Here is a 24,174-nt window from a genome sequence, read left to right on the forward strand (position 1 = left end):
AAGACATTGTATTAAATTTTGTGAATTTTGATTTAATTATTGGAAAATATACAATATAAAATAAGACATTTTAAGCTTTTGTTCGCTTAAATAATTATGTATACTGAAATTTACAATCTTGTTTTGAGCAAAGCACTTCAATATGTCAATGCCCCAAAAAATGACTGATGCTAATCTGAGATCGATTCCATCCGGTCTCTCTGGCATTTACGCAATATACCATGATTTTGATGGAGAAATTGATACTGCTTATGTAGGAAGGGCCAAAGGGACACCCGGAAGTTGTATTAAGACAAGACTGCAAAAACATTTTAGTGGTAAAGATAAGCAGCGCATTGGAACTGTGATATCGAGCCACCCAGATGACTTTTTCTTTTCTTATGAAGTGATTGAAAGTTATGAAAAATTGAAAAGAATTGAAAAATCCGAAATTTTCAAGATCCTACCAGCGGGAAACGTCCAACGCAATTTCAAAATTGAAGATTTAGGTATAGAGTGAGCGAATTAGAAATTTCAAAAAAATTCATCTTGCTCAGACAAAGTTCAACATAAGTTAATTACAAGTTAATTACAAGAGAGGTAAAAGTTTATGAGTGATGGTCAAAGTGTTAAGTATGCAGTGGACTTGGTGATGTGTATTGATGGCACTGGTTCAATGGGTCATTTAATTGAAGAAGTGAAGTCAGCCGCTCTCAAGTTTTACGAGCAGCTAGAAGCTAAGATGAAAGAAAAGAGTAAAAAAATAGATCAACTCAGAGCTAGGGTAATTGTATTTCGGGATTATTGGGCCGATCCCGCCGATAAAGTGATGCAATGTTCAGAATTTTTTGACTTGCGATCGCAGTCCTCCGATTTTGCTAATTTTGTCTCTCCAATTAAAGCTGACGGTGGTGGGGATGAACCGGAAAATGGCTTAGAAGCGGTTGGGTTAGCACTTAAGTCAAACTGGGAAAAAGGAGACTTTAGCAAGCAGCGATATGTGGTCGTTGTTTACACCGATGCTAGCGCTCATAGTTTAGACAAAAGCCCTAAACCCAGTCACTATCCTAATGATATACCAAAAAGCTTTGATGATTTGACGGATTACTGGCACGATATACCAACATCAGCCAAGCGTTTATTACTGTTTGCACCTGATGCTGAACCCTGGACAATGATGAGTAGCTGGGAAAATACGATTCATTATGTTTCGGAAGCAGGTAATGGATTAGAAGAACTAGAAATAGATCAAATTTTAGAAGCGATATCGGGGAGCATATAAGCAGGTTTGTTAATGAGCTATCTAAGTTAACTTAATTACAAAAATATGTATTAAGTTAACTTTTTAAATGACCTACAATCTTCAAAAAAACCATCAATTATGGCTATGACTAAATTTAATTTAGTAGTAAATATAGAAGTTGCTGAAGACAAAGGCGAAGATGCCAACCTAGCTGAAGATTTTGGACAAACTTTCTTGATGGGCGTGTTTGACGGATTAGGAGGTCGATCGGCTGGTTACGGTGGTAAAACAGGGGGACGTATTGCCTCAGAAGAATCATGTCAAATCAGCAAAACATTCTTCAAACAATGGCACGGTGAAATAAAGCCAGAAAATGTCATTCAATTGCAACAGCAAATTTGCCGATCGCTGAAAATTAAAGCAGATATCGAGATGCAGCCGAGAACTTCCTCTCGGCTAAAAGGTTCTTTAGTGGAACATAAACTTTGTACAACGATCGCCCTGGCTAGCATTCCCAAGCAAAAAGGACAAGAAAGAATTTTTGAAGCTAACTTGGCTTGGATGGGAGATTCACGAATTTATTTTCTCAGTCCAACTAAAGGTTTACAACAACTGACCAAAGATGACTTAGTAACTCCCAAAGATGCCTTAGAAATGCTGAGACAAGATCCACCCATGTCTCAATATTTAACCGCCGATATAAATCCGACATGGCAAATTCATTTTCAGCATTATGATATTAAAGAACCTGGCTGTTTTTTAGCTTGTACTGATGGCTGTTTTCAGTATTTTTCGGCTCCTTGGGAATTTGAAAAGTTGTTGCTAGAGAGGCTCTATAAGTCAGAAGGGGATACAATGGATAAAAATACTTGGCAAGAATTAATTAAACAAAGATACACAGAGATTAAGCAAGATGATGTTTCTTTAATTCTCTATCCAGTAGGATTTCATGGGATAAAGCACTTAAAGAGTTCTTATCAAGAACGTTGGCAGTATCTCCAAGAAAACTTTATGGCTCCTACGGCTAATGCTCGCTATGAGGATGTACAAACTCTGTGGGAAAAGTATAGAATTGATTATGAATATTATTTTCAATTTATTCAATATCTTCAGCCAATAGCTACTCCTAAACTACCCGTATCAGAAGATTATTCCTCCAGTTCAGTCGCTTCAGTCACTTCTAGTTCTAGTACAAATCCATTTAAAGAAATTAGCCAAACATCTAGAGAAAAAGCAGCAGCAAAGGCTGAAGAAATTCAAAGTTTATTGAACCAGGCTTACTCTTATTATGAAAATAATCGCTTAAAAGAAGCTGAAAATTTGTGCATTCAAGTTTTGAATATTGAGGTTCATCACAGTAAAGCTAAATATCTTTTAGGATGGATTTACACTAAATTAGCTTTGACCGAAAGCAATTATAACAGAGGAGAGTTATTCAAAAAAGCGGCTTCCAACTTTGAGGAACTTGTTTTAAACAAGTCGGCGGTGGAAAAACTTATAGCTGTCGAAAAAATTGTGGAATTATACCAAATTTTAGGTTGTATTTACTATTATTTAAATAGCCCAAATAAGTCAGTTGATTGTTATCAAAATTTTTTTAAGAGTGAGGGTTCAGACAAATTAGACAACTGGCAGGAGCACTTGAACTTTTTTGTGATGTCTCTGAGGAACTCCACAGGCAATAAATGCGACTCTGCTAATTCAGCTATACAATTTTGTCACCGTCTAGTTCATAATAATAAACTCTTACCTTATGGTAAAAATACTGTAATTTACTACTTTATGGCACAGCTACAAGAAATAGAAGGAGAATTAAATGCAGCCTTGAATAGTCTTCAAAGAGTCTTGGAAAATTCTTTGCAACTGGATCATAAAATGCACCAAGAAGCGCAACAAATGTATAATAAAATTATGACTAAGTTGAACGGCAGGAGATATTAATAACATATGTCTTACAAAAAAGGTGATGTTATTGCGGAAAAATATGTAGTAACCCGTGATTTTGATAGTGCTAACGGTGGTCAATGTCAATGGGGTTTTGCTATGTACAATAGCAACGAATATTTTGTCAAAAAATTCCTCAGTCCAGTTTATCCAGGCAAAGATGCACCAGGAAGCGAAAAAGGAAAACAAAAGCGGCGCGATCAGTGTGAAGAATTTGCTAGAAAACAGCTAGCTATTCAAACAGCACTATCTGCTTGTGGTGCAGGGGGATCAGTAGTAGTGATGGTAGACTTTTTTAAGTACGGTGATGATTATGGCGAACATTTTTTCAAAGTCTGCCAAAAAGTCGATACCAGTTCCTTATCAAAGGAAATACATACACTAAAGCCCAAAGAGCGTTTATTTGTCATGCTAACAGCAGCAGGCGCACTGAAAATTTTACACTCAAATGGGATTGTCCATCTTGACTTAAAACCAGATAATGTCCTGATTCAAAAATGGGAAGGGAGGCAAGTTGCTAAAATTATTGATTTTGATAGCAGCATTCTTGAAGGAGAATCGATCGCAGCGGAATTTTTAGTCGGCGATCCGGTATATTATTCCCCAGAATTTGCCAAACATATTGCCACAGCAGGAAAGACACCCGCACCCACTAAAAAATCCGATATTTTTTCCCTGGGTTTAATTTTCACTCAATATTGGACAGGTACTCGTCCGATGTTATCAGAAAAGTATACTTATGCTCACGAAGCTATTCTGGATCGAAAAAAACTGGAATTACCATCGATTAAAAATACAACTAAATTGCGCGGTACTCTCATTGAAGATCCGCTCGATACAGAAGTGCGTAAATTAATAGCAGAGATGTTAGCTTTAAATTATGAAGAAAGACCTGATATTAATCAAGTTCATCAAAAAATTAAATATTTTTATAATAATGGCGCTCCACCTAAAGATGGTAGAAATAAGCTAATTATCAATCTGAAGTCGAAATTATAAACAAATCACTTTTTTATGAAAAAAACCTATCAGTGTAAAGGTTGTGGGAATGAAGTTGTTTCACTGATGAAGCCTTCAGAGTGTCAGGTTTGTACGGGACGAGAATGGACGAGATTAGCTACAAGTAAACCGATTGATTCAGGAGATGAAACTATGGCTATTGATAAAGATTTATTTTCTTCCTTTAAATTCCGCTCGACGATCGAGGGGTACTGCCGAGATATTGGCTGGAATATTTCTAGGATTGATAATGAAATAGCTGTAATTAAGTTTGATATGGAGTCGGGAACTACTCAAACTTTATTGATTGTCAAGTATGATTCTACTCTTGAATTTTCTTGTCCTAGTGGTTTAAAATTTGACGAGATAGATGATGTTCCCCATAATCTATCTACGTTTCTTCTTGGAAAAAATGCTGAATATAAACTGGGTTTTTGGGCTTTGCAAAAACTCGGAGGCAAACAAACGTTTTCAATTATTCATAACGCAGAGATGAGTTTGATAGATGTTAATTATTTCGGTCGAGTAATAATTCGATTGATACAAGAATGTGATGATTTTGAAAGAAAAATTGAAGAGTTACTCAATAATTAATATGCGTTAGCGTAGTTATCCGTTAGGAATCGCTTTTTTGGATGTGGGTGTTGGAGGTTGAACGATCGCTCCTCCCCAACACCCATCACTTCAACGGCTCAATTGTAGCTATATTTTTCAGAACTCTACTCTCCTGACTCTAAATAGGTGATGATAAAAGTAGTACCTATTCAAAAGTTCTGGCAATGACTTTTATCCCATCCGAAGCGTTTAAATCTATTAGTTATCCCAGCCGCACAGTCAAAAGAGCCGATCGCGCCGTCCGCTGTTCCCCTTTTCAATTACACTTCTTCCAGACAATCCGCGATAACAGTGTTTTCCTAACTGCGATCGCCTCAAATTCCGGTGTCGAAAGCGGCTACACCCGATCGCCCGTATCCGAACTCGTAGCCGAAAACTCCCTACTCTGGCTGATCCAAGTCGGCGTACTGCGGCGGGAAGTAGACGGACAAGGCATTACCGACAGTTTTCGCCTCACACCCCTGGGCCGCCAACTCGTGGAAAAATGGGAACAGGAAGGACAGGGAGTGCCGGCCGCGTCATTGTGCGATCGTATGGGGAATGCCGTTAGCCGCGGGTTGGGAGTATTTCTTTAAGCGTTTATTGCTTCTCCGACAGTCTGACAGTCTGACTGTCTGACAGTCCGACAGTCTGACAGTCCGACATTCCGACAGTCCGACATTCCGACAGTCCGACATTCCGACATTCCGACATTCCGACAGTCCGACATTCCGACAGTCCGACAGTCCGACAGTCCGACATTCCGACAGTCCGACATTCCGACATTCCGACAGTCCGACAGGGAATGAATTCCCTGTCTCATAGCGAAAGTCGGTTAAAACCGACTGCAAGTCTCAATTCAATTCGATGTTGAGTTTCGCATAAAAGCGACTGCAAGTCTCAATTTAACTCGATGTTGAGTTTTGCATTTCACGTTAATCAACCTCCTCAGTCCTCTTGCAGAGGACTTGCGCTATGAGACAGGGATTTCAATCCCTGTCGGACTCGCCGTCAAACGAGTTAGACCGCGATCGCACCTTAGCAGTTTTTGAAGAACCGGGCGATCGCATCCCCGTTCCAACCTTTGCCGAATCCTTTAATCTCACCGTGGGTCAAATGTTCAGTTGGCTGACTGAGTAGCGCTACCTCGGTTTGTTTAGGAATGATTTAACCGCAGAGGGCGCAGAGGGCGCAGAGGAAGAGAAGAGAGAGAGTTCTACGGATTTGGTTCGATCTAATGTGCGGTCGATCGCTTATACTAAAATATCTGGTTGTCAGCTCTTCAATGACGAGAGATGACTAAAGTTGTCACTACAAACTTCATTATGATTATTTAACCGGACTTGATATCATCTCTCAAATAACCGCTAACTACTAACAACTAACTACATAAAAAGTTTGTCAAAAATGGAAGCTAAATCTTACAAAGACACGGTAAACCTGCCCAAAACCAAGTTTGATATGCGCGCCAACGCCGTCAAGCGCGAACCAGAATTGCAACAATTTTGGGCGGATCAAGAAATCTACGATCGCCTTTCGGAAAATAACCCAGGGGATTTGTTCATCCTCCACGACGGGCCACCCTACGCCAACGGACAACTCCACATCGGCCACGCCCTCAACAAAATCCTCAAAGACTTTATCAACCGCTACCAAATGCTGCGCGGCAAAAAAGTCCGCTACGTTCCCGGTTGGGATTGTCACGGATTGCCGATCGAACTTAAAGTATTGCAGAATATGAAATCGGAGGAGCGGCTAAATCTTACGCCGATCGAACTCCGCCACAAAGCCTCCGCCTTCGCGCAGCAAACAATGGAACAGCAGCGCGAATCCTTCCAGCGCTACGGCGTTTGGGGCGACTGGGAACACCCGTATTTAACCATGAAACCCGAATACGAAGCCGCTCAAATCGGCGTATTCGGTCAAATGGTGCTCAAAGGCTACATCTACCGCGGCTTCAAACCGGTTCACTGGAGTCCGAGCTCGAAAACAGCCCTCGCCGAAGCCGAATTGGAATATCCCGAAGGTCACACGTCGCGCAGCATCTACGTCGGCTTCCATGTGAGAAAATTGTCAAAATCTTTGCAGTCGAAGATCAAGCGCTATATGCCAAGCCTCTGGGCGGCGATTTGGACGACTACCCCCTGGACAATTCCGGCAAACTTGGCGATCGCCGTTAATCCAGAACTGACTTATGCGGTGGTGGAACCGCCGGCAAATTCCCACATCGCACAACAATTTATGTTAGTAGCTGTCGATGCGGTCGATCGGCTGTCGGCAACTTTTAACACTCAATTAAAAATACTTGCCACCTTCAAAGGCAAAGAATTAGAAGGCTGCATCTACAAACACCCGCTGTTCGATCGCGAAAGTCCGATCGTTGCCGGCGGTGACTACATTACCGCTGATTCGGGGACGGGATTGGTGCACACTGCACCGGGGCACGGACAAGAAGACTTTATCGTCGGAAAACGCTGTGGGTTGCCAGTTTTAACGCCCGTAGATGAGAACGGAAATTTCACCGCAGAAGCAGGACAGTTCGCAGGTTTAAATGTCCTCGGAAATGGCAATGCCGCAGTGATTGATGCCCTTGCCGAAGCAAATTGTTTGATTAAAGAGGAAAGTTACGCACACTCTTATCCTTACGATTGGCGCACGAAAAAGCCGACTATTTTTCGGGCGACGGAACAGTGGTTTGCCTCGGTTGAAGGGTTCCGAGATGAAGCCCTAAAAGCGATCGCCGGTGTGAATTGGTTTCCCGCCCAAGGGGAAAATCGGATTACTGCAATGGTGGGCGATCGATCGGATTGGTGTATTTCTCGCCAGCGGACTTGGGGCGTTCCCATTCCCGTATTCTACGACGAAGAAACCAACGAACCGCTGTTAAATGAAGAAACGATCGCCCACGTGCAAGCCCTTTTTGCCGAACGCGGTTCCGATGCTTGGTGGGAATTGTCGATCGATGAATTGCTGCCGGAATCTTACCGCAATAACGGCCGCACTTACCGCAAGGGTACCGACACGATGGATGTGTGGTTTGACTCCGGTTCTTCCTGGGCCGCAGTTGCCCAAGGTCGATCGGAATTAAACTATCCTGCTGATATCTATTTGGAAGGTTCAGACCAACATCGCGGCTGGTTTCAATCCAGCTTGCTTACCAGTGTAGCAACTAACGGCGTTGCTCCTTACAAAACTGTTTTGACTCACGGTTTTGTGCTCGATGAAAAAGGCCGCAAGATGAGCAAATCTGAAGGGAATGTCGTCGATCCGGCGTCAGTAATTAAGGAATATGGAGCCGATGTTTTGCGGTTGTGGGTGTCTTCGGTAGACTACTCGGCAGACGTGCCGTTGGGCAAAAATATTCTCAAACAGCAGTCGGATGTTTACCGCAAAATTCGCAATACAGCTAAGTTTTTGCTGGGCAATTTGCACGACTTCGATCCGGCAAAAGATGCCGTTGCTTACGAGGAATTGCCGGAACTCGATCGCTATATGCTGCACAGAATGGGCGAAGTTTTTGCGGAAGTCCAAGATGCTTTTGAAAGCTTCCAATTTTCCCGATTTTTCCAAACAGTGCAGAATTTCTGCACGGTGGATTTGTCGAATTTTTACTTGGATATTGCCAAAGACAGACTTTACATCAGCGCGACAGATACCCTTCGCCGCCGCAGTTGTCAGACGGTGATTGCAATTGCTGTGGAGAATTTAGCAAGGGCGATCGCACCTGTTTTGTGTCACATGGCTGAGGATATTTGGCAGTACCTTCCCTATCCGACTCCTTACAAGTCAGTATTTGAAGCCGGCTGGGTGCAAATTGATGCTTCATGGCACAATCCAGAATTGGCTACTCGCTGGCAGTATTTGCGGCAAGTGCGCGGCGAAGTTAACAAGGTTTTGGAAAAAGCCCGGATTGAAAAGGCGATCGGTTCTTCTTTGGAAGCTAAGGTTTTATTGTACGTTCCCGATGTGGAAAAAAGAGAGCAATTGCAAGTTTTGAATCCCAGCAGCGAAGGATTGGTGGATTATGTGCGATCGCAAAATTCCGTCATAGAGTTAGCGGCCCAGGAGAAAGCAAAAGCAGCACAAGATAAACAGGAAGAACAAGCGGCAAAAGTTGCCAAAGTCTTGACAGAAAACAAAATTTATGTTGAGCCGAAAACGATCGCACAAAAGAGCGATCGACCTTCTCAGATAGTAGAGTATTCTGTCCCTGAACTGTCGGCTTCAGATTCTGGGCAAATCTTAGATCGAGCCGCCGAGTTTGTGGCTAATTTGCCTGAATATGCGGGCAACTTTTTTACAGAATACCAACAAGTTTGGGTAACACTTGGGCTGTTAGCCTCTGTGTTAGTAACGGGCCGAGTAACGCTGGCGATTTTGGATACGATGAATCAGATTCCGATGTTGGGAGGCCTCTTTGAAGTCATCGGCATCTTATTTACAATCTGGTTTGCTTTCCGTCACTTGCTGTTTGCGGCCAACCGTCAAGAAATTGCACTACAAATTGATTTGCTGACAGCAGATGTGCTGGGCCAGACAACCGCGATCGTGCTTGCAGAAACAAAGGCGATCGTCCTCGCACCGCCAGTAGAGACAGCGCTTGTGCTTGTAGAAACACAGGCGATCGCACAAACAGCCCCAGCCGAAAAAGTGTTTGTAGAAACACCCCAAATCCCGCAAGCAGAATTAGTTGCGATCGAGCCCAAACCAGAAATTCCTGCTGAAATACCTGCAGGGCACGATTCTACAATGACCGGCAACAGTGTAGACGAACTGCGCTATTTGTTCATTACTTCGCAAGTCGAACTGGTTGAATCGAATGCAATCCTGCAGGAATTGCCGTACAGTTATCAGTCTCCAGAGTTGGCGATTGGTGTAGTGAAAGCAGACGGGGAAAAGTGCGATCGTTGCTGGAATTACTCGACTCACGTCAGCGAGTCGATCGAACATCCGCTAATTTGCGAACGCTGCGTTTCAGCAGTAGACGGCAAATTCTAACGTAGGCTGCGCTTCGGGAAAAATTCTTGAGTTTGTGGTAGCCACATTCATCCCGAAGCGCACCCTACAATAACTTCATTTACTTATTTCTGATTAAAAAAACGGCAGACGATTTCACCAGGGTTGTTTTGTCCAAACGGCAAAACAGTTCCATCTTTCTTAACCGTAGTGCGATCGCGGCAATTGTAGACTTCCAGAGGCTGTTTAACTCCATCAACATTCAGAATTACCCTGTATTCCCAATAGTTTTTCGCACTGCGTTTGATATCGACAATGCAAATCTCGCTTCCTTGATAATTGCGGCATACAGAGGCCTCAGCAGGAAGGGCGACCCCGAAAAAAAATATTAATAACAACAAGCAGCAAACACATTTCATCATCTGCGATCGCCTTTTCCTTTACGCTACTCCGAACCCAGTATGCGGACGCTTGTAAGGCGGATGCAACCCCAACACAATATCCTCCTCAGACACTCCCATATCTACAAATTCCCGTGCAATATCCACTTCTGTCATATTGCGCTGAATCCAAATTTTGCCATCCTTGATATCCAAATGAATGAAACAGTTGTAGATCCGCTTGAGTCCCTCCCAGCCAACATCGAGTAACTGATAGTGGTCGTGTTCCCAATCAAAAACAAGCTGGCATTCAACGTCGGGATTAGGCTTTTCTAGCGTTGCTTGTTGAGTTAGCAATTTTCGGATACACTGGCGGTAATGATCTACTCTTTCCATTCCACAATTACCTCTCTTTGCGGATCGTAAACAACGAGTTTAAGTTGATACACCTTGACCGCTTCTTGTATAAATGGCTATTCAAAAAACGAGTCAAAAGTCTCAAATGGTACGGCTAGATACAGTGTTCTTTCTGGTTCTTTGATTTGTAAAGCAAGCCGATAATTTAAAAATTGACCCAAGGCGAGATGAAAGTCAGTAATTGCAGAGTTGTTGAGAAAGCTTTTAATTTCAACAGCAATTTTTTGCCCTAATTTCTCGGCCGCCAAAACCTTCTCTGCTGCTAAATCAATCTCAAACTTAACACCCTGAATTTTAACGATCAGCGGATCTGCGGTGATTTCCCACTCCTCCTTCTGAAGCGCTTTTTTTACAGCATCGTGAAATAAATCTTTAGCAGCCATTTCTCCCTCATACAGCTTCTATATCTATCTTATAGCAGCGAAAGCGCGCAAGCTGCTGCGATCGCCCTCAAGTCGCGACATCATAAGATAGCTGAACCATACCAGAACTGTATGTCTGACATCCAGTTAACTGCAAAGCTGTAGTATTTACGGGATTAACAAATAAAGGGATTCCCTCGCCTAAAATAATCGGGTGCACCGAGAGAATCACTTCGTTGACAAAGTTTTGATTGAGGAAATCGCGAATCAGCAGAGAACCTCCCACCAACCAAATATTCTTGCCCTCAAGCAAGCGCAAATCATTGACAAAACTCTCTAAATCTGTTACCACTTCGACATCAGAAGTGGCTTGAAAATCTAGATTTTTCGTAAAGACATAACTCGTTTTTTCCTGGTACGGATACTCGCCAAAAGTTAGAACTTGTTCGTAAGTTTTCCGACCCATGAGAACCGTATCGATGCTATCTAAGAAGTTACTATAACCGTAATTTTGGTCTGTAAACAGCCAGTCAATATCGCCATTCGATCGCGCGATATAACCGTCAAGACTAGATGCAATGAATAGTACAATTTTCCGCATGGCAACACCGAGGTTTTGGGAATGATTGGGGTGATTATAGCCCGAATCACCTTAATTTTAAATGATTTAGTGTCCTGACGGTAGCTGGATTTCGATACCCACTTGGTCTCTCGGTAGTCTTGATTTTATTGTGACAGGATTTTTCGCTGGGTGGGGAGTTGTTCGCGCGTCACAATCAAAGAAACCGGTTTTTTTTTGGTTTCTACACTGTCATGCGTCTTCTGGGCAAAAACCCGGTTTCTGAGCGAGGCATCACAACTATAATAAAATAACCGTTAAAAGAGGAAAGCCAATGGTGACAAGCCTGAATGTGGATACGGCACTGCTGCAAGAGGATCTCGAACTTGAGGGAGAAATTGAGATCGAGACTCTAGTTGAAATCGCCTTGCGCGAATACATTCACCGCCGCAAACAGCCACAGAATCTCGAACTTAGCTTTGGAGAATCTCTAGCGTGCATTTCGTGAAAAATATCAACTGCACGAACTGGGTTTAAATCCTGATGAAATTTGGGGAGAAGTTCGCGCGAACTTTTGCAGGACGCAAGGTCATTTTTGAATGACTCTGCATTATTTACTCGATACTAACATTATCTCCGAAATAACGGTGGCAATTCCTCCAACCCCAACCCCGCCACATCCAATTCTGTCTGGCCTTCATCAGCGGCTTTGTAGATTAACTGCAATAAGTGCGATCTCGTCATGCCCTTTGTCTCTGAGTAGTCTTCATTTTATTGTGACAGAAATTTTTGGATCGAGGCGAGAAACCCGGTTTCTACAAGCTTTTAGTTGGGTGACGAGAAATATCGAGAGAAACCCGGTTTCTGAGATTCACGCATGGGGCGAGAAACCCGGTTTCTACAAGCTTTTAGTTGGGAACGATAAATACACCAAGAAACCAGGTTTCTCAGGTTTGTTTTACCAAGAGATGACAAAGGGTGGTACGCTTGGGATAGGAAGTTATTTGTCTATGAACCAAATTAAACGTGTGGCCATAGTGGGAGGAACCCACGGAAACGAACTCACAGGAATTTACCTCGTGAAGAAATTCGATCGCGCGCCAGAGTTAATTGGGCGATCGACTTTTGAAACAATCGCCCTGCTAGCCAATCCCAAAGCTTGCGAAATCGGCACACGCTACATCGATATCGACCTCAACCGCTGCTTTAGAAAGCAAGATTTAGAAAATCCCCATCTCTCCAGCTATGAAGCGCAGCGGGCTAAAGAAATTTACCGCATTTTTAGCTCAAAAAACACTCATCAGCCCAACTTAATTATCGATTTGCACAGCACCACATCCAACATGGGGCTAACATTTATTCTTGCCAGCCATCATCCATTTAACCTGCAACTAGCAGCTTATTTAACCTCTGTGTATCCCCACCTCAAGGTACTCGCTTCTACAACCCAGAATCATGATAGTCCTGTGCTGCGATCGCTTTCGGAATTAGGCGGTACGCTGGAAGTTGGTGCTGTGCCGCAAGGGATATTAGATGCGTCTTTATTTCAGCAAACTGAGCAAGTTGTCGGCACGATATTAGACTGCGTAGAATCCTACAATCAAGGCACAATGCCTGCTGCAAAGAATCCCCTGACTATTTATCACACCATTGGGGCGATCGACTATCCCAGAAACGAGAACAGAGAAATTCAGGCAATGATTCATCCTCATCTGCAATTCAGAGATTATCAAGCCCTGAATCCCGGCGATCCGATGTTTTTGACCTTTGATGGTGAGTCGGTATTGTATGAAGGTAAATCAACCGTTTATCCAATTTTCATTAACGAGGCAGCTTACTACGAAAAAGGAATTGCCATGTGTTTTACCCAAAAGCAAATAGTTGTTAGTTATTAGTCATTAGTCATTAGTCATTAGTCATTAGTCATTAGTCATTAGTCATTAGTCATTAGTCATTAGTCATTAGTTATTAGTCATTAGTCATTAGTTATTTCGGGAGAGGGTTCTGGTGACAAAAACTCCTCTTTAGAAGCCGTAGTAAAAGAACGCAATTCCTTCCATATTTCCAAAGTGATAATACAGGTAATCAGCCACACCAAACCAGCCGTATAACCAGCCATAACATCGGTAGGCCAGTGAACTCCTAGGTAAAGTCGGCTCAAACCAATAGCAGCAATTAATACAACTGTCAAGCTGTAAATCGACCAGCGCTGCTTGGGAAAGCGTGCACCCAAAAAATATCCTAGCAAACCGTAAATAACCATTGAAATCATCGCGTGGCCGCTAGGAAAACTGTAAAATGTTACATTAACAACCCGCTCCCAAAGTTGAGGTCGATCGCGGGCAAAAAGTTTTTTTAACAGTAAATTTAAACCGAGCGCTCCCCCACCCGCGAGCGCAATAGTTGCAGATTCCGATCGGTGATTGCGCGCTAGCAAAACAATACCCAACGTCAGACAAATCACTAGCAGCAACTTCGGCTCGCCCAAAAAGGTAAAGCCCAGCATTACTCCATCGCGCAGCGGAGTGTGAAGGCTCCTGAGATATAGTAAAATAGATGTATCGAAAGCGTAACTTTGTTTTCCCAACACGTCTTCGGCAATGGTGGCAAATCCCCACATCCCCAAAGCAGCAACAGCAAGCCCGGCCAGCCGAATTATCGAAATGAGCGATCGAATTTTAGAACCCATTCTTGAACTCATTAAAATTTTAAAATTTCCAACTCAAAATAATACAACAAATATAGGAAACGAAAACGCCTTACCCATCGTCTAGATTCTTGATCCCCTCTATTCTGAATCATTAATTGATTTTTCACTACCCACCTCAGCTTTTACATCCAACGGGCGAATGACTATACTATCAAAAAAATACATTTCGGCAATTTTGTTGACATTGGGGTTGACAAGTCTGTCTAGCTGTGCTAATAACAGCGGAGTAAGTGCGCCGATCGCCGAAGCCAACACCATCGCCCAGCGTCTCGTCTCTACCGCAGTCGCCCAAAAGCCCAACAACCCGCAATTCGGCCAGCCGATCGACTGTACCCTAGGCAAAGACTGTTTTGTAATGCTGTATTTCGATCGAGAACCCGGCCCCACCGCCGTCGATTTTGGCTGCGGGCGCCAAACCTACGACGGCCACAACGGCACAGACTTTGCCATTCCCGACGCCAAAGCAATGGCAAAAGGAGTTCCAGTGATTGCCTCCGCTGCAGGCAAAGTTTTGCGAGCACGAGATGGTGTGGTCGATCGGCGTTTACAAAACGAGACAGACAAAGCCAGCATCGCAGGCACAGAATGCGGCAACGGCATGGTAATCGACCACGGCGGTGGTTGGGAAGCCCAATACTGCCACCTCCGCAAAGGCAGCGTTGCCGTCAAACCGGGTACGCAGGTAGAAAAAGGCACTGTTTTGGGCATGGTGGGAAACTCTGGGAATACATCTTTCCCTCACGTACACGTAACTTTTCGCTATCAAGGCAAACCCGTAGATCCGTTTGTCGGCCCCGACGCGAAGGTAGGCTGCAACATCGCCCGCAACCCAATTTGGGACAAGCCTCTCGACTATATTTCCACGGGTTTAATTCGGGCCGGTTTTGCCAATAAGCCGCCCGATATGAACGCTGTCTGGGAAGGACAATTTTCAGAGACTCAACTCCCTGCAAACAGTCCAGCTTTGTTGTTTTGGGTGCAAAGTTACGGAGTGCTCAAGGGCGATCGCGAACAATACAAATTATTTGCACCCAACGGCACAACCATCGCCGATCAAACCAATGAAATTAAAGCCCCCAGCCGCACTTGGTTGGGTTATGTCGGCAAAAGAAACAGTACAAATTCTCCTCTGATTCCCGGAGTTTGGCGGGCCGAATACCGGTTGATGCGGGGCGATCGAGTTTTGGCCCAAGTCAAGCGAGAAGTAGAGTTGCGTTAGTCCGTTGACTGTTGACTGTTGACTTTTGGCAGTATTTAATCCGTGTATCCGTGTCAAAAGCACTCTCTTCCTTCTTCCAACTTCGGTCTTCCTTCCCGGTGTTACATCCGTTACCTCCGTTACAGAATCCGTTGCCGAACTTCCTTCTTCCTTCCGAAGATTATTTCAGCAGCCAGCCAAATAATTCTCCGACACTCAACCGCAGTTCGTTAGCGAAGGACGGCACAGGTAGCAGCATTTCTGGTTCATCAAATACTGCTGTCTGTTGCTGGGGAACATAAACAAAAACGCATTGTTCGTCGGGATCGATCAGCCACCCCATTTGAGTTTCATGATTTAAGCAGTGCAGAATATTTTTAGTAACTTTAGTTTGACTTTGGTCAGGCGACAAAATCTCAATTGTCCAATCAGGAGCTATGGGAAAGACATTAGCAATTTCGCCGTTATCATCGGCGGGAATTCTGTTCCAGACAAATACTGAAACATCAGGCACTGTTGACCTTCCGCCAAAGGTACACCGGAGATCTGGAAATGCTCGTGCAACTTTTTTGGCTTTTAATATAGCGTTAATGAAAATAATTAGTTCGCATTGAGTCGCACTGTGTTTCCCTTGTGGCATTGGCTTCTGAATAATTTGATTATCAATGTATTCGCTGGCCGGTTTGGTTTCGGGTAGTTGGAGAAACTCTTCTAAAGTTAAGGATTTTAATCTTGTTTGTACCATTTTAAGTTCACCTCTAATGAAGTAGATCTTTTAGCAGCAGTCTAGTAATCAGGCAAATTGTTCCAAGCTTGAGCCACAATGTCGCTCAGCCATAGCCTCTGAGCAAAATCGAGCAGATTGTCGTCGGCTAGTACCTCAGCCTTCAATTCATCCAAAGACTGAGATCGCGATCGAGCTATTTGAATCACACCCGCGATCGCCGACGCCACCAATTCTTCATTCAGCGGCTGCTGTCGCAAAGCAATCATTTCTTGAGGATTCGTAGGAATGGGATAATTCATAGAAGTGCATACCGAAAGGAGTAGATATTCAGCCACTGCGCCCCCACCGACAGCAAGAGCGATCGAAAACCTAAAAATCTGAGAACACTGTAAACTTATTTAAAACTAAATAAGTATTCGGGAGTATAGCCTACTTTGCTCCCTTGTCAACTCCCCCATCTTTATTAATTTATTCAGAATTGAGAGCCTAATCATGCAAGAAATTCTTTATCTAGAAGTCCCGACACCGGATACAGCAGCCGTCTGCACTTGGTTGCAGCACGAATTCGATCCCGGAATCGGAGAAAAAATTATTACTCCTGACGGTTTTCGCCTGCTTTCACCGGCCACAACAGCCGAGGTTCAGAAGTCTGGAACTCAAAAGGCCAATCCAAAACCCGCCTTGGCTGACACCAATTCAGGAAACCAAAATAGGCGATCGACAGAACTTTCCACCTTTGTCTGGTCACTGCAGCGCACCACTTATTTAAAAGTCTTTCGTCTAGAAGACGCCCCCGCTGGAGAAAGAAAGTTCCTGGAAGCTCTGAATCTTGCTGTGAGAAACAAGTTTCCCGATCGCTACCGGGAACCCCCTGTCATAGACCTCTCCAAACAGTCAATTTTTGACGCTCTTGCCCCCTATTACCCCTTGACCGTCAAATACTTCCAAAAAATGCCTAATGGCGAATACGACCTCAAGCGCGTCTACTGGTGGGAACAGCGTTGGCGCGAAGGCACTCGCAATCCTCAAACGCCAAAACAAGTAGTGTTTTTGAAGGAAGAGGCAACAGGGAAGAAGGCAGAAGTAACAGGGAAGAAGGAAGAGGGTACAATTTCGGTGTCTGATTCTGGCGATACTTTTTACGACTTAATTTATATTGGCGGGGCCTTGGGAGTGATTCACGCCGCAGTCATGGCGAGATTGGGCTACCGGGTGCTGCTAGTTGAACGAATGCCTTTCGGGCGGATGAATCGCGAATGGAATATTTCGCGGGACGAAATTCAAAGCTTAATTGATTTGGGTTTATTTACTGCGGCAGAAATCGAAACTTTGATTGCCAGAGAATACAAAGATGGCTACAACAAGTTTTTTGATGCTAACAATCCGCCCGTGGCTCAAGCGCCAGTTCTGCACACACCGAAGGTACTCAATGTAGCTTTGGACGGAGAGAAATTGCTGAATTTAGCGGGAGTGAAGCTAACAGAAGCTGGCGGGGAAATCTGGGACGAAACTGAGTTTATCAGAGCCGATGTTGAAGCGGAAAAAGTAGTAGTTCAGGGCCGCCACTTGCCGACTAAAGCCGATCGCACTGCATTAGGACGGCTGCTGGTGGATGCAATGGGTTCTGCTTCTCCCATCGCTTGGCAATTGAACGAAGGGCGAACTTTTGACAGCGTTTGTCCGACAGTGGGAGCAGTCATCGACGGAGGATTTGAGCCGGGAATATGGGATTCCGAGTACGGGGATGTACTCCACACTCACGGGGACATTTCCCGCGGACGCCAGCTCATTTGGGAGTTGTTTCCCGGCGCCGGCACAGAACTGACAGTTTATCTATTTCACTACCACCAAGTACATCCAGAGAACCCCGGTTCTTTGCTGGAAATGTACGAGGATTTTTTCGCAATTTTACCGGAATACCGTCGCTGCGATGTCGATAAATTGGTGTGGAAAAAACCGACCTTTGGTTATATTCCGGGGCATTTTAGCAGCAACAGCAGCGAGCGATCCGTGGCGATCGATCGCCTAGTCTCGATCGGCGACGCAGCATCCTTGCAATCTCCCCTCGTTTTCACCGGCTTCGGCTCTCTTGTCCGCAATCTTTTCCGCTTAACAGACCTGTTGGATACAGCATTAAAGCACAATTTGTTGACGGCAAATCACTTAAACCAAATTCGCGCCTACCAGAGCAATATTTCAGTAACTTGGCTATTTTCTAAAGGCATGATGGTTCCTACGGGCAGCAGTTTGCCACCCCAAAGAATTAATTCAATGCTCAATACCTTTTTCGGTATTTTGGCAGCACAAAAACTCGCCGTCGCCGAAACTTTTATTAAAGACAGAACCGACTGGCTAACTTTCAATCGACTGGCGCTCGAAGCAGCCGGAAAAAACCCTTCTCTCCTCTTGTGGATTTTAGATTTTGTCACCTTGGGGGATATTTGGCGCTGGCTGGGAAGTTACTTGAATTTTACTCTGCTGGCTTTGGCCAGTTTGTTGTTCGGATGGCTTCCCAGCTTCGCCCGCAGGGTACAACCTTGGTTGGAGCCCCGGTATCCGGCTGTTTGGCTGTGGCTGTTGGCTACCAGCTATGCTCTCACCTATGGCATGGGAAAGGGGAGAAAAGAGTGTTGAGTTTTGACTTTTAACTCAAAACTAGCAACTCTCATATCCAATCCGTTAGCATCGGAATAGTAAATTCGAGTTCACTGTTCACTGTTGACTGTTCACTGTTCACTGTTCACTGTTGAGTGTTGACTGTTCACTGTTGACTGTTGACTGTTGAGTGTTGACTGTTCACTGTTGACTGTTCACTGTTGACTGTCAACCGTCAACCGTCAACATCCTTCCGGTGTAACCCGAAATGATATCAGTTCGCTATCGAAAACTCGGCAATTCAATTTCAGCTAACGATCGACGTTTTTTAGAAGCCCGCAGCGGACTGGCAATCAAGCTCAGCCAGTCTGGTTGGGCGACTGCTGTAGGTTTTGCCACACTCGATCGCACTTCTTGAATGCCAAAGGTTTCCACAGAGTTCAAAATTTGAAAAGCCCTAGCCAATTCTTGAGCCTCCACTTTGGTAGCAGTTTCGGCGGGTTCAGACTCAGCCATCGGCAGTTCAGGTTCCGCAACCGGTTCTGCCGAGTCAGTTGCCGGCTCATCAGGCTGGTTGGTTTCGCTCTTGTGCAATTGAATGCCGGACACTTCGGCTAATTTGTTGAGTTCTAGAGGGGCTGGGGATTCAGGCTCGATCGCCTCGGTAGCAGCGGCTACCTCTAGAAGCCCTTCTGGTTCCGACCAAGGTTGGACAGGGGAAGCGTTGAAGGCTGGCGGCACTGGCATCTGAGAGCTTTTGACCGCCGTGAGCAAAGATTCTAATTGTGCGCTGGCGGTTTCCAGATTATTGTCAGGCTGCTCGATCCTCGGCGACTTTACCTGTGGCCTGTCCAAACTTCTTTCCAAGGCAGCTTTGAATTGCAGAGTGTGGCGCTGCTGGCGCTGCAAGCGGGCTCGCAATTCCCTGCAAATATTTTCTGTCGCTACTAACTGGTGTAACTGTTCGTTGTAGCGCTGCACCGTAGACGCACATTCTCGCTCAACAGTCGCTAGCCTGACTTGGCTGGTTGCCAACTGACTTCTTAAACTTTCGACTAAAATTTCTTGACTTTGGAGGGTTTGATGGGAAACTTCCACTTTGCCAAACAGCCGCGTCAATTGTTCTTGAGTATTTTCGAGTTCTGCAGTCCGCTGTTCTAGCAAAGTTTCGCGATTCTGCAAGGTTTTTTGGGACTCTTCCAGAGCTGTTTCTAGCTGGGCGATGCGCTGCAAAAGGTCGCGGTTGCATTCGTGCAGCGCTTGCATGAGGGTGACTGGGGTCGATCCTTTGCCCTTGGCCTGTTCGGCATTCCCAAGCAGATTTTTTAGATTCTCTGACATCGGGGGCGAGCCCGCCTCAGTCGGCTGTGTCGGAGATTGCGAATTTTTTGTTTCCGGTGTTGTGGGAATTGCATCTACGCTGATGGCGTTGGGAAAATCTACTGTTTGCCAGTCTTCTTCTGGCTGTTGGGGAACCGTTGCGGGAGTGTCTGTCGCATCGGGGGCGATCGGCTCAAAACCCCCAGTAGCAGCAAAATCTGACTGAAATGGTTCGGTATCGGATGGAACAGCAGGGTGCGGTTGGTGCTGATGGGCTCGAAGATCAGCTTCTGACATGGCTTTTTATCCCAATACTCACAGGGTCTCAGATACAGTCTATCCTTAGAGATTCTACAGAAGGAAGCCCCTCAGTGATAGTTTTTGGCATTTTTCCGTTTTTTTGCGACAATAACCTCTGCATTGAGTGGCGCGATCGAACTACAACCCGAACTCAAATTAAAGCGTAAGATGCGCCTGCGATCGCCCTACAGATGTGAGTTTTTCGCCCAGAGCTCTATTTAAATAATTTTTCCCGATCTCTAACGCACTGTTTCGGTATCCGGGCGATCGCCTAAGCTTTAACAACTGCACAATGTTTGTCAATGATTGCTGGAACTTCTGCCGGTGCAATGCGGCTGTAGCGAGTTTTGTCCGGCATCACAACTATATTTGGGCCTGCTTTACACTGTTTGAGACATCCGGTTCCCTGTACTGTCACTTTGTCTTCTAAACCGCGCGCATTCAAAGCATTTTCTAAAGCTTTACAGACTCCTCCAGCGCCCCGCTTCAGGCAGTCTGATTTTTGACATACTAATATTTTGGTTTGGGTTTTTGCCGGAGCTTTTACAGTTTGAGGTGCTGTGGGAGATGTGACTTGGGTTTTAGCGATCGCGCGATCGTCCGATGTCAATACTGCAACAGGCCCATTGGTGGAGTCGAGCAGTTCTGGCGATCGAGCATTGTGACCCTGAGCCAGCTTGAGGCTGCGAGCTTTAAGTTTTATTTTACCGTTTTTCAAGTTGAGTTCTCTCTCACCTACAACTTGAACTTTCAACCCCGGCGTCAAAACAGGTAACAGAAATGACCGCAATTCCTTGCAAAGTTTAACAAGATATTCTATTCCCCGATCGTTGCTAATTCGCAAATATTTAAGTTTGCAGCCATCTTCAACAATCATGCCGAGGATTTCTCCTTCTAAACTGAATTCGGAAACTTGCTTGCCAGATTTATACATTGTTATGACTCCTTTAAATCCGTTACATCCGTTACATCTTGTACATTGCTCGTTGCCGAACTTCCTTCTACCTTTAGCCGATTTGCCAGCAGCATTCCAGCCACTGCACCAGTTCGCATCGAGGGGCACTGACTTGCCTCAACACGCTCATTAACTGAGCCGCTTGTTTAACAGTGTTGACTTTTGCCCGCAAAGGTTGGTCTACCGCACACCAGCAGGGAATTTCTAGCTCTTGCAAGCGTTTGTAAACTTGCCACCTATCTAGCCAACTCACTTGCACAATGTCACAAACTTCTAATTCTGGATCTGCTGGATTCATTTTTTAACAACAGTAATAATTTGCATTTATTTTTACCCTGACTGGTAGCGGGTAGAAGTTAAAAGCCAGATTTGAGCAGAACCTCCAGGATTATCAAAAGCCCTTCCTGAAAAATTCTGCCTTTTGCCTTCTGCCTTCTGCCTTCTGCCTTCTGAAGGTTCGCCCCATTTTCAGGAAGCGTTCAGAACGAGAATCTTTTTAAGCATAACCCAACTGCTAATAATTCTCAATAGGTTTACAAAAAAATTTTCCTACTCTACAAAATCTTCTACTATTGAGGCAGACTCTGCTTGACTGGTAAATTTACGGTGCTAGACTGACTTTATTGGCAACAAAACTGCCTATTGAGAGGAGAACACACATGGCCCAGACTCAGAGTGCATTAAGACCGTTTGGCCACATAGCCGAAAACCCAGTTCTACTGGAACATTCCGTCACAGCACCGATTTGTGAAGGAATGAACGCGCTGCTGGCCAGTTTCCAGGCTCTATACCTGCAATATCAAAAACATCATTTTGTGGTGGAAGGGGCAGAATTTTACTCCTTGCACAAATTCTTTGAAGAAAGCTACGGAGAAGCTCAAGATAGCGTCCACGAGTTGGGCGAACGGTTAAACGGGTTGGGCGGCATACCCGCAGCTACCTTTAGCAAGTTAGCCGAGTTGTGCTGTTTTGAGCCGGAAGCCGACGGCGTATATTCCTGCCGCCAAATGCTAGAACACGATTTAATTGCGGAGCAAGCTATCCTCGGTTTGCTGCGCCGTCAAGCAGGACAAGCAGAAAGTTTGGGCGATCGAGCTACCCGCTACCTCTACGAAAAAATCCTGCTAAAAACAGAAGAGCGAGCTTATCACATTTCCCACTTCCTCGCCCCCGATACTTTAGTGCAGTTGAACTTGAATTAATCATCGGTTTGCTGTTACTCGGCGGTTGAAACCGCTACTACACACACAAAGTCTGCCTCCGCAGACTAAGAGTATATCTAAAAAAGCGCGATCGGCTTTTTAACCAATCGCGCTTTTTTATACAATGTGCGATAAAATTTGAGTTCCCCGACTTCTCCAAAAAGTCGGGGAGCTGGGGGAAGTTCTCCAGCAGGCAATTAAGGCGCTAAAGCATTGCCGCGCAACAAGCTACCAATGGTTTTCGCGGTAATCTTCATCTGAATGAAGGGATTAGCCGGTACCACGGTTTTATACAAGTAGCTATCGAATGTGAGTTTCTGCACATCGCGATCGGCACACATTTCCACAAAAGCTTCGCGGGTAGCGTCGGAACGGTAGAACACGCGCTGCAAAATGTCGAGAACTTTGTAAGTAATGCCGTAGGCTTTATCCCACCGCTTCAGGTAAAGCTTGATTTCCTCTTCCGTCGGAATGCGCGCGCCTTTATTGGAAATCTCCACAATAGTTTCGGCGCACATCCGGCCAGACTTGGCGGCAAAATAGATACCTTCGCCAGAAGACTTGGTAACGTAACCTGCAGCGTCGCCTACGAGAGCAACTCGGCCGACAACCCGGCGGGGACGCGGATGTTCCGGGATGGGGTGAGCTTCCACTTTAATAATCTCACCGCCCATCAGTTTTTTGGCAGCGCGGGCGCGGACGCCTGCTTGCAGCTTTTTGATGCTGGCTTGATTGACTTTCATCGTGCCGGTACCGACGGCTACGTGGTCGTATTTGGGGAACACCCAAGCGTAGAAGTCGGTAGATACGTCGTCGCCGACGTACATTTCGGCTAAGTCTTCGTAGTAAGCCATTTTATCTTCTGGCAGGCGGATGCGCTCTTGGAAGGCGATCGCATAATTGTAGTCGCCAGCGTCGATCGCCTTTGCTACGCGGGAGTTAGCGCCGTCAGCCCCAATTACCAAATCCACTTTCAGAGTTTTCTGAATTCCCATTGCACTGCCGTCGGAGTGGTCGGCATAATGCAAGGTGTAGGGGTCGGTGTTGTTTGAAGGAATGTCTAATTTGTGAACGGTGCCGTTAATCAGTTTTGCACCCAAGGAAGCGGCGCGATCGCGCAGGAAGCCGTCGAGCACTTCCCGGCGGCACATACCGATGTATTCGTGTGCGTTTTCAATATTGATGTCCACCTCGACGTTGGAGGGGGAGATCATTTTCATTTTTCTGACTTGGCGGTCAATAATACTTTGCGGCAAGTCAAATTCGCTGACCATGCACAGGGGAATCGCCCCACCGCAGGGTTTGGCGTTGTCTAATTTACGCTCGAATAGGTATGTTTCGATGCCTGCTTTTACCAGTGTTTCGGCGGCGGAAGAACCCGCAGGGCCTGAACCTACTACTGCAACCCTTAGTGTCAAAGCTTTTCTCTCCAGTTTTTTTCTATAGGCATTACTCAGGTGTGATGGTATCACGGACTTGGGATGCTGTGGCGTGAAGCAGGGGAGATTTCAATGAAATGAAACAGAGCTTAACAGTTCGATACGAAAATCGGGTTTCGGGCAGTAGGTGCGATCGAATATCTTAAATTTTTTAGTGTAGATGAAGGTGGATGGACGGTGATGTGCGATCGAACATTTTGCACCCTCCGTCAAACCACTGTAGATACTGTCTTGATCTGTCAAGGGGTAGCGAGTAAATAATTGGGGTCGAAAGGCTTTTGGGACTTTAAAATAC

The 24,174-nt window shown here is 45.1% G+C and carries 26 protein-coding genes; 13 read left to right on the plus strand and 13 right to left on the minus strand.

Annotated features, from left to right (window positions below):
- Nucleotides 1-160 precede the first annotated feature (160 nt).
- The 6 genes from QUB16_RS22995 (at nt 161) to QUB16_RS23020 (ending at nt 5,355) form a co-directional block, all read left to right on the plus strand.
- Nucleotides 161-499, plus strand: coding sequence for a hypothetical protein (locus tag QUB16_RS22995; protein ID WP_333319707.1), 339 nt, complete (start codon nt 161-163; stop codon nt 497-499).
- A 90-nt stretch (nt 500-589) separates the two neighbouring features.
- Nucleotides 590-1,261, plus strand: a complete 672-nt coding sequence (locus tag QUB16_RS23000; protein ID WP_333319709.1) for a VWA domain-containing protein — start codon at nt 590-592, stop codon at nt 1,259-1,261.
- 105 nt (nt 1,262-1,366) lie between these two features.
- The gene (locus tag QUB16_RS23005; protein ID WP_333319711.1) at nt 1,367-3,163 is read left to right on the plus strand and encodes a protein phosphatase 2C domain-containing protein; all 1,797 of its coding nucleotides are present in this window, start codon (nt 1,367-1,369) and stop codon (nt 3,161-3,163) included.
- A 6-nt stretch (nt 3,164-3,169) separates the two neighbouring features.
- Entirely contained in the window at nt 3,170-4,165 is a 996-nt protein-coding gene (locus QUB16_RS23010) for a protein kinase domain-containing protein (RefSeq protein WP_333319712.1), read from the plus strand.
- Between the two features lie 15 nt (nt 4,166-4,180).
- Nucleotides 4,181-4,759, plus strand: a complete 579-nt coding sequence (locus QUB16_RS23015; protein ID WP_333319714.1) for a hypothetical protein — start codon at nt 4,181-4,183, stop codon at nt 4,757-4,759.
- A 185-nt stretch (nt 4,760-4,944) separates the two neighbouring features.
- Nucleotides 4,945-5,355, plus strand: coding sequence for an Npun_F0494 family protein (locus QUB16_RS23020; RefSeq protein ID WP_333319716.1), 411 nt, complete (start codon nt 4,945-4,947; stop codon nt 5,353-5,355).
- Here the strand turns inward: QUB16_RS23020 and QUB16_RS23025 are convergent.
- Complete coding sequence (locus QUB16_RS23025; protein ID WP_333319718.1) at nt 5,352-5,582, minus strand: hypothetical protein; 231 nt, start codon at nt 5,580-5,582, stop codon at nt 5,352-5,354. The two genes, QUB16_RS23020 and QUB16_RS23025, sit on opposite strands and share 4 nt — an antisense overlap.
- Before the next feature lie 152 nt (nt 5,583-5,734).
- On the opposite strand from QUB16_RS23025, the gene QUB16_RS23030 reads away from it, so the two are divergent.
- Both QUB16_RS23030 and ileS read left to right on the plus strand, forming a co-directional pair.
- Nucleotides 5,735-5,899 carry a hypothetical protein gene (locus QUB16_RS23030; RefSeq protein ID WP_333319720.1) on the plus strand — a complete coding sequence of 55 codons (165 nt, stop codon included), beginning with the start codon at nt 5,735-5,737 and terminating at the stop codon, nt 5,897-5,899.
- Nucleotides 5,900-6,166: 267 nt separating this feature from the next.
- Nucleotides 6,167-9,757, plus strand: coding sequence for an isoleucine--tRNA ligase (ileS, locus tag QUB16_RS23035; RefSeq protein WP_333319722.1), 3,591 nt, complete (start codon nt 6,167-6,169; stop codon nt 9,755-9,757).
- A gap of 83 nt (nt 9,758-9,840) precedes the next feature.
- On the opposite strand, the gene QUB16_RS23040 is transcribed toward ileS, so the two are convergent.
- The 4 genes from QUB16_RS23040 to QUB16_RS23055 form a co-directional block, all read right to left on the minus strand.
- Entirely contained in the window at nt 9,841-10,137 is a 297-nt protein-coding gene (locus QUB16_RS23040; protein ID WP_333319724.1) for a hypothetical protein, read from the minus strand.
- Between the two features lie 18 nt (nt 10,138-10,155).
- Nucleotides 10,156-10,491 carry a XisI protein gene (locus QUB16_RS23045; RefSeq protein WP_333319726.1) on the minus strand — a complete coding sequence of 112 codons (336 nt, stop codon included), beginning with the start codon at nt 10,489-10,491 and terminating at the stop codon, nt 10,156-10,158.
- Nucleotides 10,492-10,568: 77 nt separating this feature from the next.
- Nucleotides 10,569-10,895 (minus strand): XisH family protein, encoded by a 327-nt coding sequence (locus QUB16_RS23050; protein WP_445251152.1) that lies wholly within the window; start codon nt 10,893-10,895, stop codon nt 10,569-10,571.
- Nucleotides 10,896-10,962: 67 nt separating this feature from the next.
- Nucleotides 10,963-11,475: a dihydrofolate reductase family protein gene (locus tag QUB16_RS23055; RefSeq protein WP_333319728.1), complete on the minus strand. Its 513-nt coding sequence runs from the start codon at nt 11,473-11,475 to the stop codon at nt 10,963-10,965.
- A gap of 292 nt (nt 11,476-11,767) precedes the next feature.
- Here QUB16_RS23055 and QUB16_RS23060 point away from each other — a divergent pair, with 292 nt between their 5' ends.
- Nucleotides 11,768-11,941 (plus strand): type II toxin-antitoxin system VapB family antitoxin, encoded by a 174-nt coding sequence (locus tag QUB16_RS23060; protein WP_333319730.1) that lies wholly within the window; start codon nt 11,768-11,770, stop codon nt 11,939-11,941.
- Between the two features lie 268 nt (nt 11,942-12,209).
- Nucleotides 12,210-13,328, plus strand: coding sequence for an aspartoacylase (locus tag QUB16_RS23065; RefSeq protein ID WP_333319731.1), 1,119 nt, complete (start codon nt 12,210-12,212; stop codon nt 13,326-13,328).
- 80 nt (nt 13,329-13,408) lie between these two features.
- Here the strand turns inward: QUB16_RS23065 and QUB16_RS23070 are convergent, their stop codons facing one another.
- The gene (locus QUB16_RS23070) at nt 13,409-14,134 is read right to left on the minus strand and encodes a phosphatase PAP2 family protein (RefSeq protein WP_333319733.1); all 726 of its coding nucleotides are present in this window, start codon (nt 14,132-14,134) and stop codon (nt 13,409-13,411) included.
- 148 nt (nt 14,135-14,282) lie between these two features.
- On the opposite strand from QUB16_RS23070, the gene QUB16_RS23075 reads away from it, so the two are divergent.
- Entirely contained in the window at nt 14,283-15,362 is a 1,080-nt protein-coding gene (locus tag QUB16_RS23075) for a M23 family metallopeptidase (RefSeq protein ID WP_333319735.1), read from the plus strand.
- Between the two features lie 160 nt (nt 15,363-15,522).
- Here the strand turns inward: QUB16_RS23075 and QUB16_RS23080 are convergent, their stop codons facing one another.
- Entirely contained in the window at nt 15,523-16,086 is a 564-nt protein-coding gene (locus tag QUB16_RS23080; protein WP_333319737.1) for a Uma2 family endonuclease, read from the minus strand.
- 41 nt (nt 16,087-16,127) lie between these two features.
- The gene (locus tag QUB16_RS23085) at nt 16,128-16,367 is read right to left on the minus strand and encodes a hypothetical protein (RefSeq protein WP_333057703.1); all 240 of its coding nucleotides are present in this window, start codon (nt 16,365-16,367) and stop codon (nt 16,128-16,130) included.
- 193 nt (nt 16,368-16,560) lie between these two features.
- Here QUB16_RS23085 and QUB16_RS23090 point away from each other — a divergent pair, with 193 nt between their 5' ends.
- Nucleotides 16,561-18,702: a flavin-dependent dehydrogenase gene (locus QUB16_RS23090; RefSeq protein WP_333319739.1), complete on the plus strand. Its 2,142-nt coding sequence runs from the start codon at nt 16,561-16,563 to the stop codon at nt 18,700-18,702.
- 243 nt (nt 18,703-18,945) lie between these two features.
- Here the strand turns inward: QUB16_RS23090 and QUB16_RS23095 are convergent, their stop codons facing one another.
- The 3 genes from QUB16_RS23095 to QUB16_RS23105 all read right to left on the minus strand — a co-directional run bounded on the left by QUB16_RS23095 (nt 18,946) and on the right by QUB16_RS23105 (nt 21,536).
- Nucleotides 18,946-20,280, minus strand: coding sequence for a hypothetical protein (locus tag QUB16_RS23095; protein ID WP_333319741.1), 1,335 nt, complete (start codon nt 20,278-20,280; stop codon nt 18,946-18,948).
- Between the two features lie 274 nt (nt 20,281-20,554).
- A complete protein-coding gene (locus tag QUB16_RS23100) occupies nt 20,555-21,217 on the minus strand; it encodes a (2Fe-2S) ferredoxin domain-containing protein (RefSeq protein ID WP_333319743.1) in 663 nt (220 codons plus the stop codon).
- A gap of 73 nt (nt 21,218-21,290) precedes the next feature.
- Complete coding sequence (locus tag QUB16_RS23105) at nt 21,291-21,536, minus strand: Asr1405/Asl0597 family protein (RefSeq protein ID WP_333156175.1); 246 nt, start codon at nt 21,534-21,536, stop codon at nt 21,291-21,293.
- A 361-nt stretch (nt 21,537-21,897) separates the two neighbouring features.
- On the opposite strand from QUB16_RS23105, the gene QUB16_RS23110 reads away from it, so the two are divergent.
- Nucleotides 21,898-22,440, plus strand: a complete 543-nt coding sequence (locus tag QUB16_RS23110; RefSeq protein ID WP_333104406.1) for a Dps family protein — start codon at nt 21,898-21,900, stop codon at nt 22,438-22,440.
- A 197-nt stretch (nt 22,441-22,637) separates the two neighbouring features.
- Here the strand turns inward: QUB16_RS23110 and chlP are convergent, their stop codons facing one another.
- Together chlP and QUB16_RS23120 are read right to left on the minus strand one after the other, a co-directional pair.
- Entirely contained in the window at nt 22,638-23,858 is a 1,221-nt protein-coding gene (gene chlP, locus QUB16_RS23115; RefSeq protein WP_333319745.1) for a geranylgeranyl reductase, read from the minus strand.
- A 90-nt stretch (nt 23,859-23,948) separates the two neighbouring features.
- Nucleotides 23,949-24,174 (minus strand): hypothetical protein (locus tag QUB16_RS23120; RefSeq protein ID WP_333319747.1); only part of this gene is annotated, 226 nt, incomplete at its 5' end.

The organism is Microcoleus sp. D3_18a_C4 (assembly GCF_036702415.1).
Taxonomy (GTDB): domain Bacteria; phylum Cyanobacteriota; class Cyanobacteriia; order Cyanobacteriales; family Microcoleaceae; genus Microcoleus.

Coding starts and splice junctions, on each gene's coding strand:
- QUB16_RS22995 (WP_333319707.1), top strand. CDS start 161: ATGACTGATGCTAATCTGAGATCGATTCCATCCGGTCTCTCTGGCATT.
- QUB16_RS23000 (WP_333319709.1), top strand. CDS start 590: ATGAGTGATGGTCAAAGTGTTAAGTATGCAGTGGACTTGGTGATGTGT.
- QUB16_RS23005 (WP_333319711.1), top strand. CDS start 1,367: ATGACTAAATTTAATTTAGTAGTAAATATAGAAGTTGCTGAAGACAAA.
- QUB16_RS23010 (WP_333319712.1), top strand. CDS start 3,170: ATGTCTTACAAAAAAGGTGATGTTATTGCGGAAAAATATGTAGTAACC.
- QUB16_RS23015 (WP_333319714.1), top strand. CDS start 4,181: ATGAAAAAAACCTATCAGTGTAAAGGTTGTGGGAATGAAGTTGTTTCA.
- QUB16_RS23020 (WP_333319716.1), top strand. CDS start 4,945: ATGACTTTTATCCCATCCGAAGCGTTTAAATCTATTAGTTATCCCAGC.
- QUB16_RS23025 (WP_333319718.1), bottom strand. CDS start 5,582: ATGAGACAGGGAATTCATTCCCTGTCGGACTGTCGGAATGTCGGAATG.
- QUB16_RS23030 (WP_333319720.1), top strand. CDS start 5,735: ATGAGACAGGGATTTCAATCCCTGTCGGACTCGCCGTCAAACGAGTTA.
- ileS (WP_333319722.1), top strand. CDS start 6,167: ATGGAAGCTAAATCTTACAAAGACACGGTAAACCTGCCCAAAACCAAG.
- QUB16_RS23040 (WP_333319724.1), bottom strand. CDS start 10,137: ATGATGAAATGTGTTTGCTGCTTGTTGTTATTAATATTTTTTTTCGGG.
- QUB16_RS23045 (WP_333319726.1), bottom strand. CDS start 10,491: ATGGAAAGAGTAGATCATTACCGCCAGTGTATCCGAAAATTGCTAACT.
- QUB16_RS23050 (WP_445251152.1), bottom strand. CDS start 10,895: ATGGCTGCTAAAGATTTATTTCACGATGCTGTAAAAAAAGCGCTTCAG.
- QUB16_RS23055 (WP_333319728.1), bottom strand. CDS start 11,475: ATGCGGAAAATTGTACTATTCATTGCATCTAGTCTTGACGGTTATATC.
- QUB16_RS23060 (WP_333319730.1), top strand. CDS start 11,768: ATGGTGACAAGCCTGAATGTGGATACGGCACTGCTGCAAGAGGATCTC.
- QUB16_RS23070 (WP_333319733.1), bottom strand. CDS start 14,134: ATGAGTTCAAGAATGGGTTCTAAAATTCGATCGCTCATTTCGATAATT.
- QUB16_RS23075 (WP_333319735.1), top strand. CDS start 14,283: ATGACTATACTATCAAAAAAATACATTTCGGCAATTTTGTTGACATTG.
- QUB16_RS23080 (WP_333319737.1), bottom strand. CDS start 16,086: ATGGTACAAACAAGATTAAAATCCTTAACTTTAGAAGAGTTTCTCCAA.
- QUB16_RS23085 (WP_333057703.1), bottom strand. CDS start 16,367: ATGAATTATCCCATTCCTACGAATCCTCAAGAAATGATTGCTTTGCGA.
- QUB16_RS23090 (WP_333319739.1), top strand. CDS start 16,561: ATGCAAGAAATTCTTTATCTAGAAGTCCCGACACCGGATACAGCAGCC.
- QUB16_RS23095 (WP_333319741.1), bottom strand. CDS start 20,280: ATGTCAGAAGCTGATCTTCGAGCCCATCAGCACCAACCGCACCCTGCT.
- QUB16_RS23100 (WP_333319743.1), bottom strand. CDS start 21,217: ATGTATAAATCTGGCAAGCAAGTTTCCGAATTCAGTTTAGAAGGAGAA.
- QUB16_RS23105 (WP_333156175.1), bottom strand. CDS start 21,536: ATGAATCCAGCAGATCCAGAATTAGAAGTTTGTGACATTGTGCAAGTG.
- QUB16_RS23110 (WP_333104406.1), top strand. CDS start 21,898: ATGGCCCAGACTCAGAGTGCATTAAGACCGTTTGGCCACATAGCCGAA.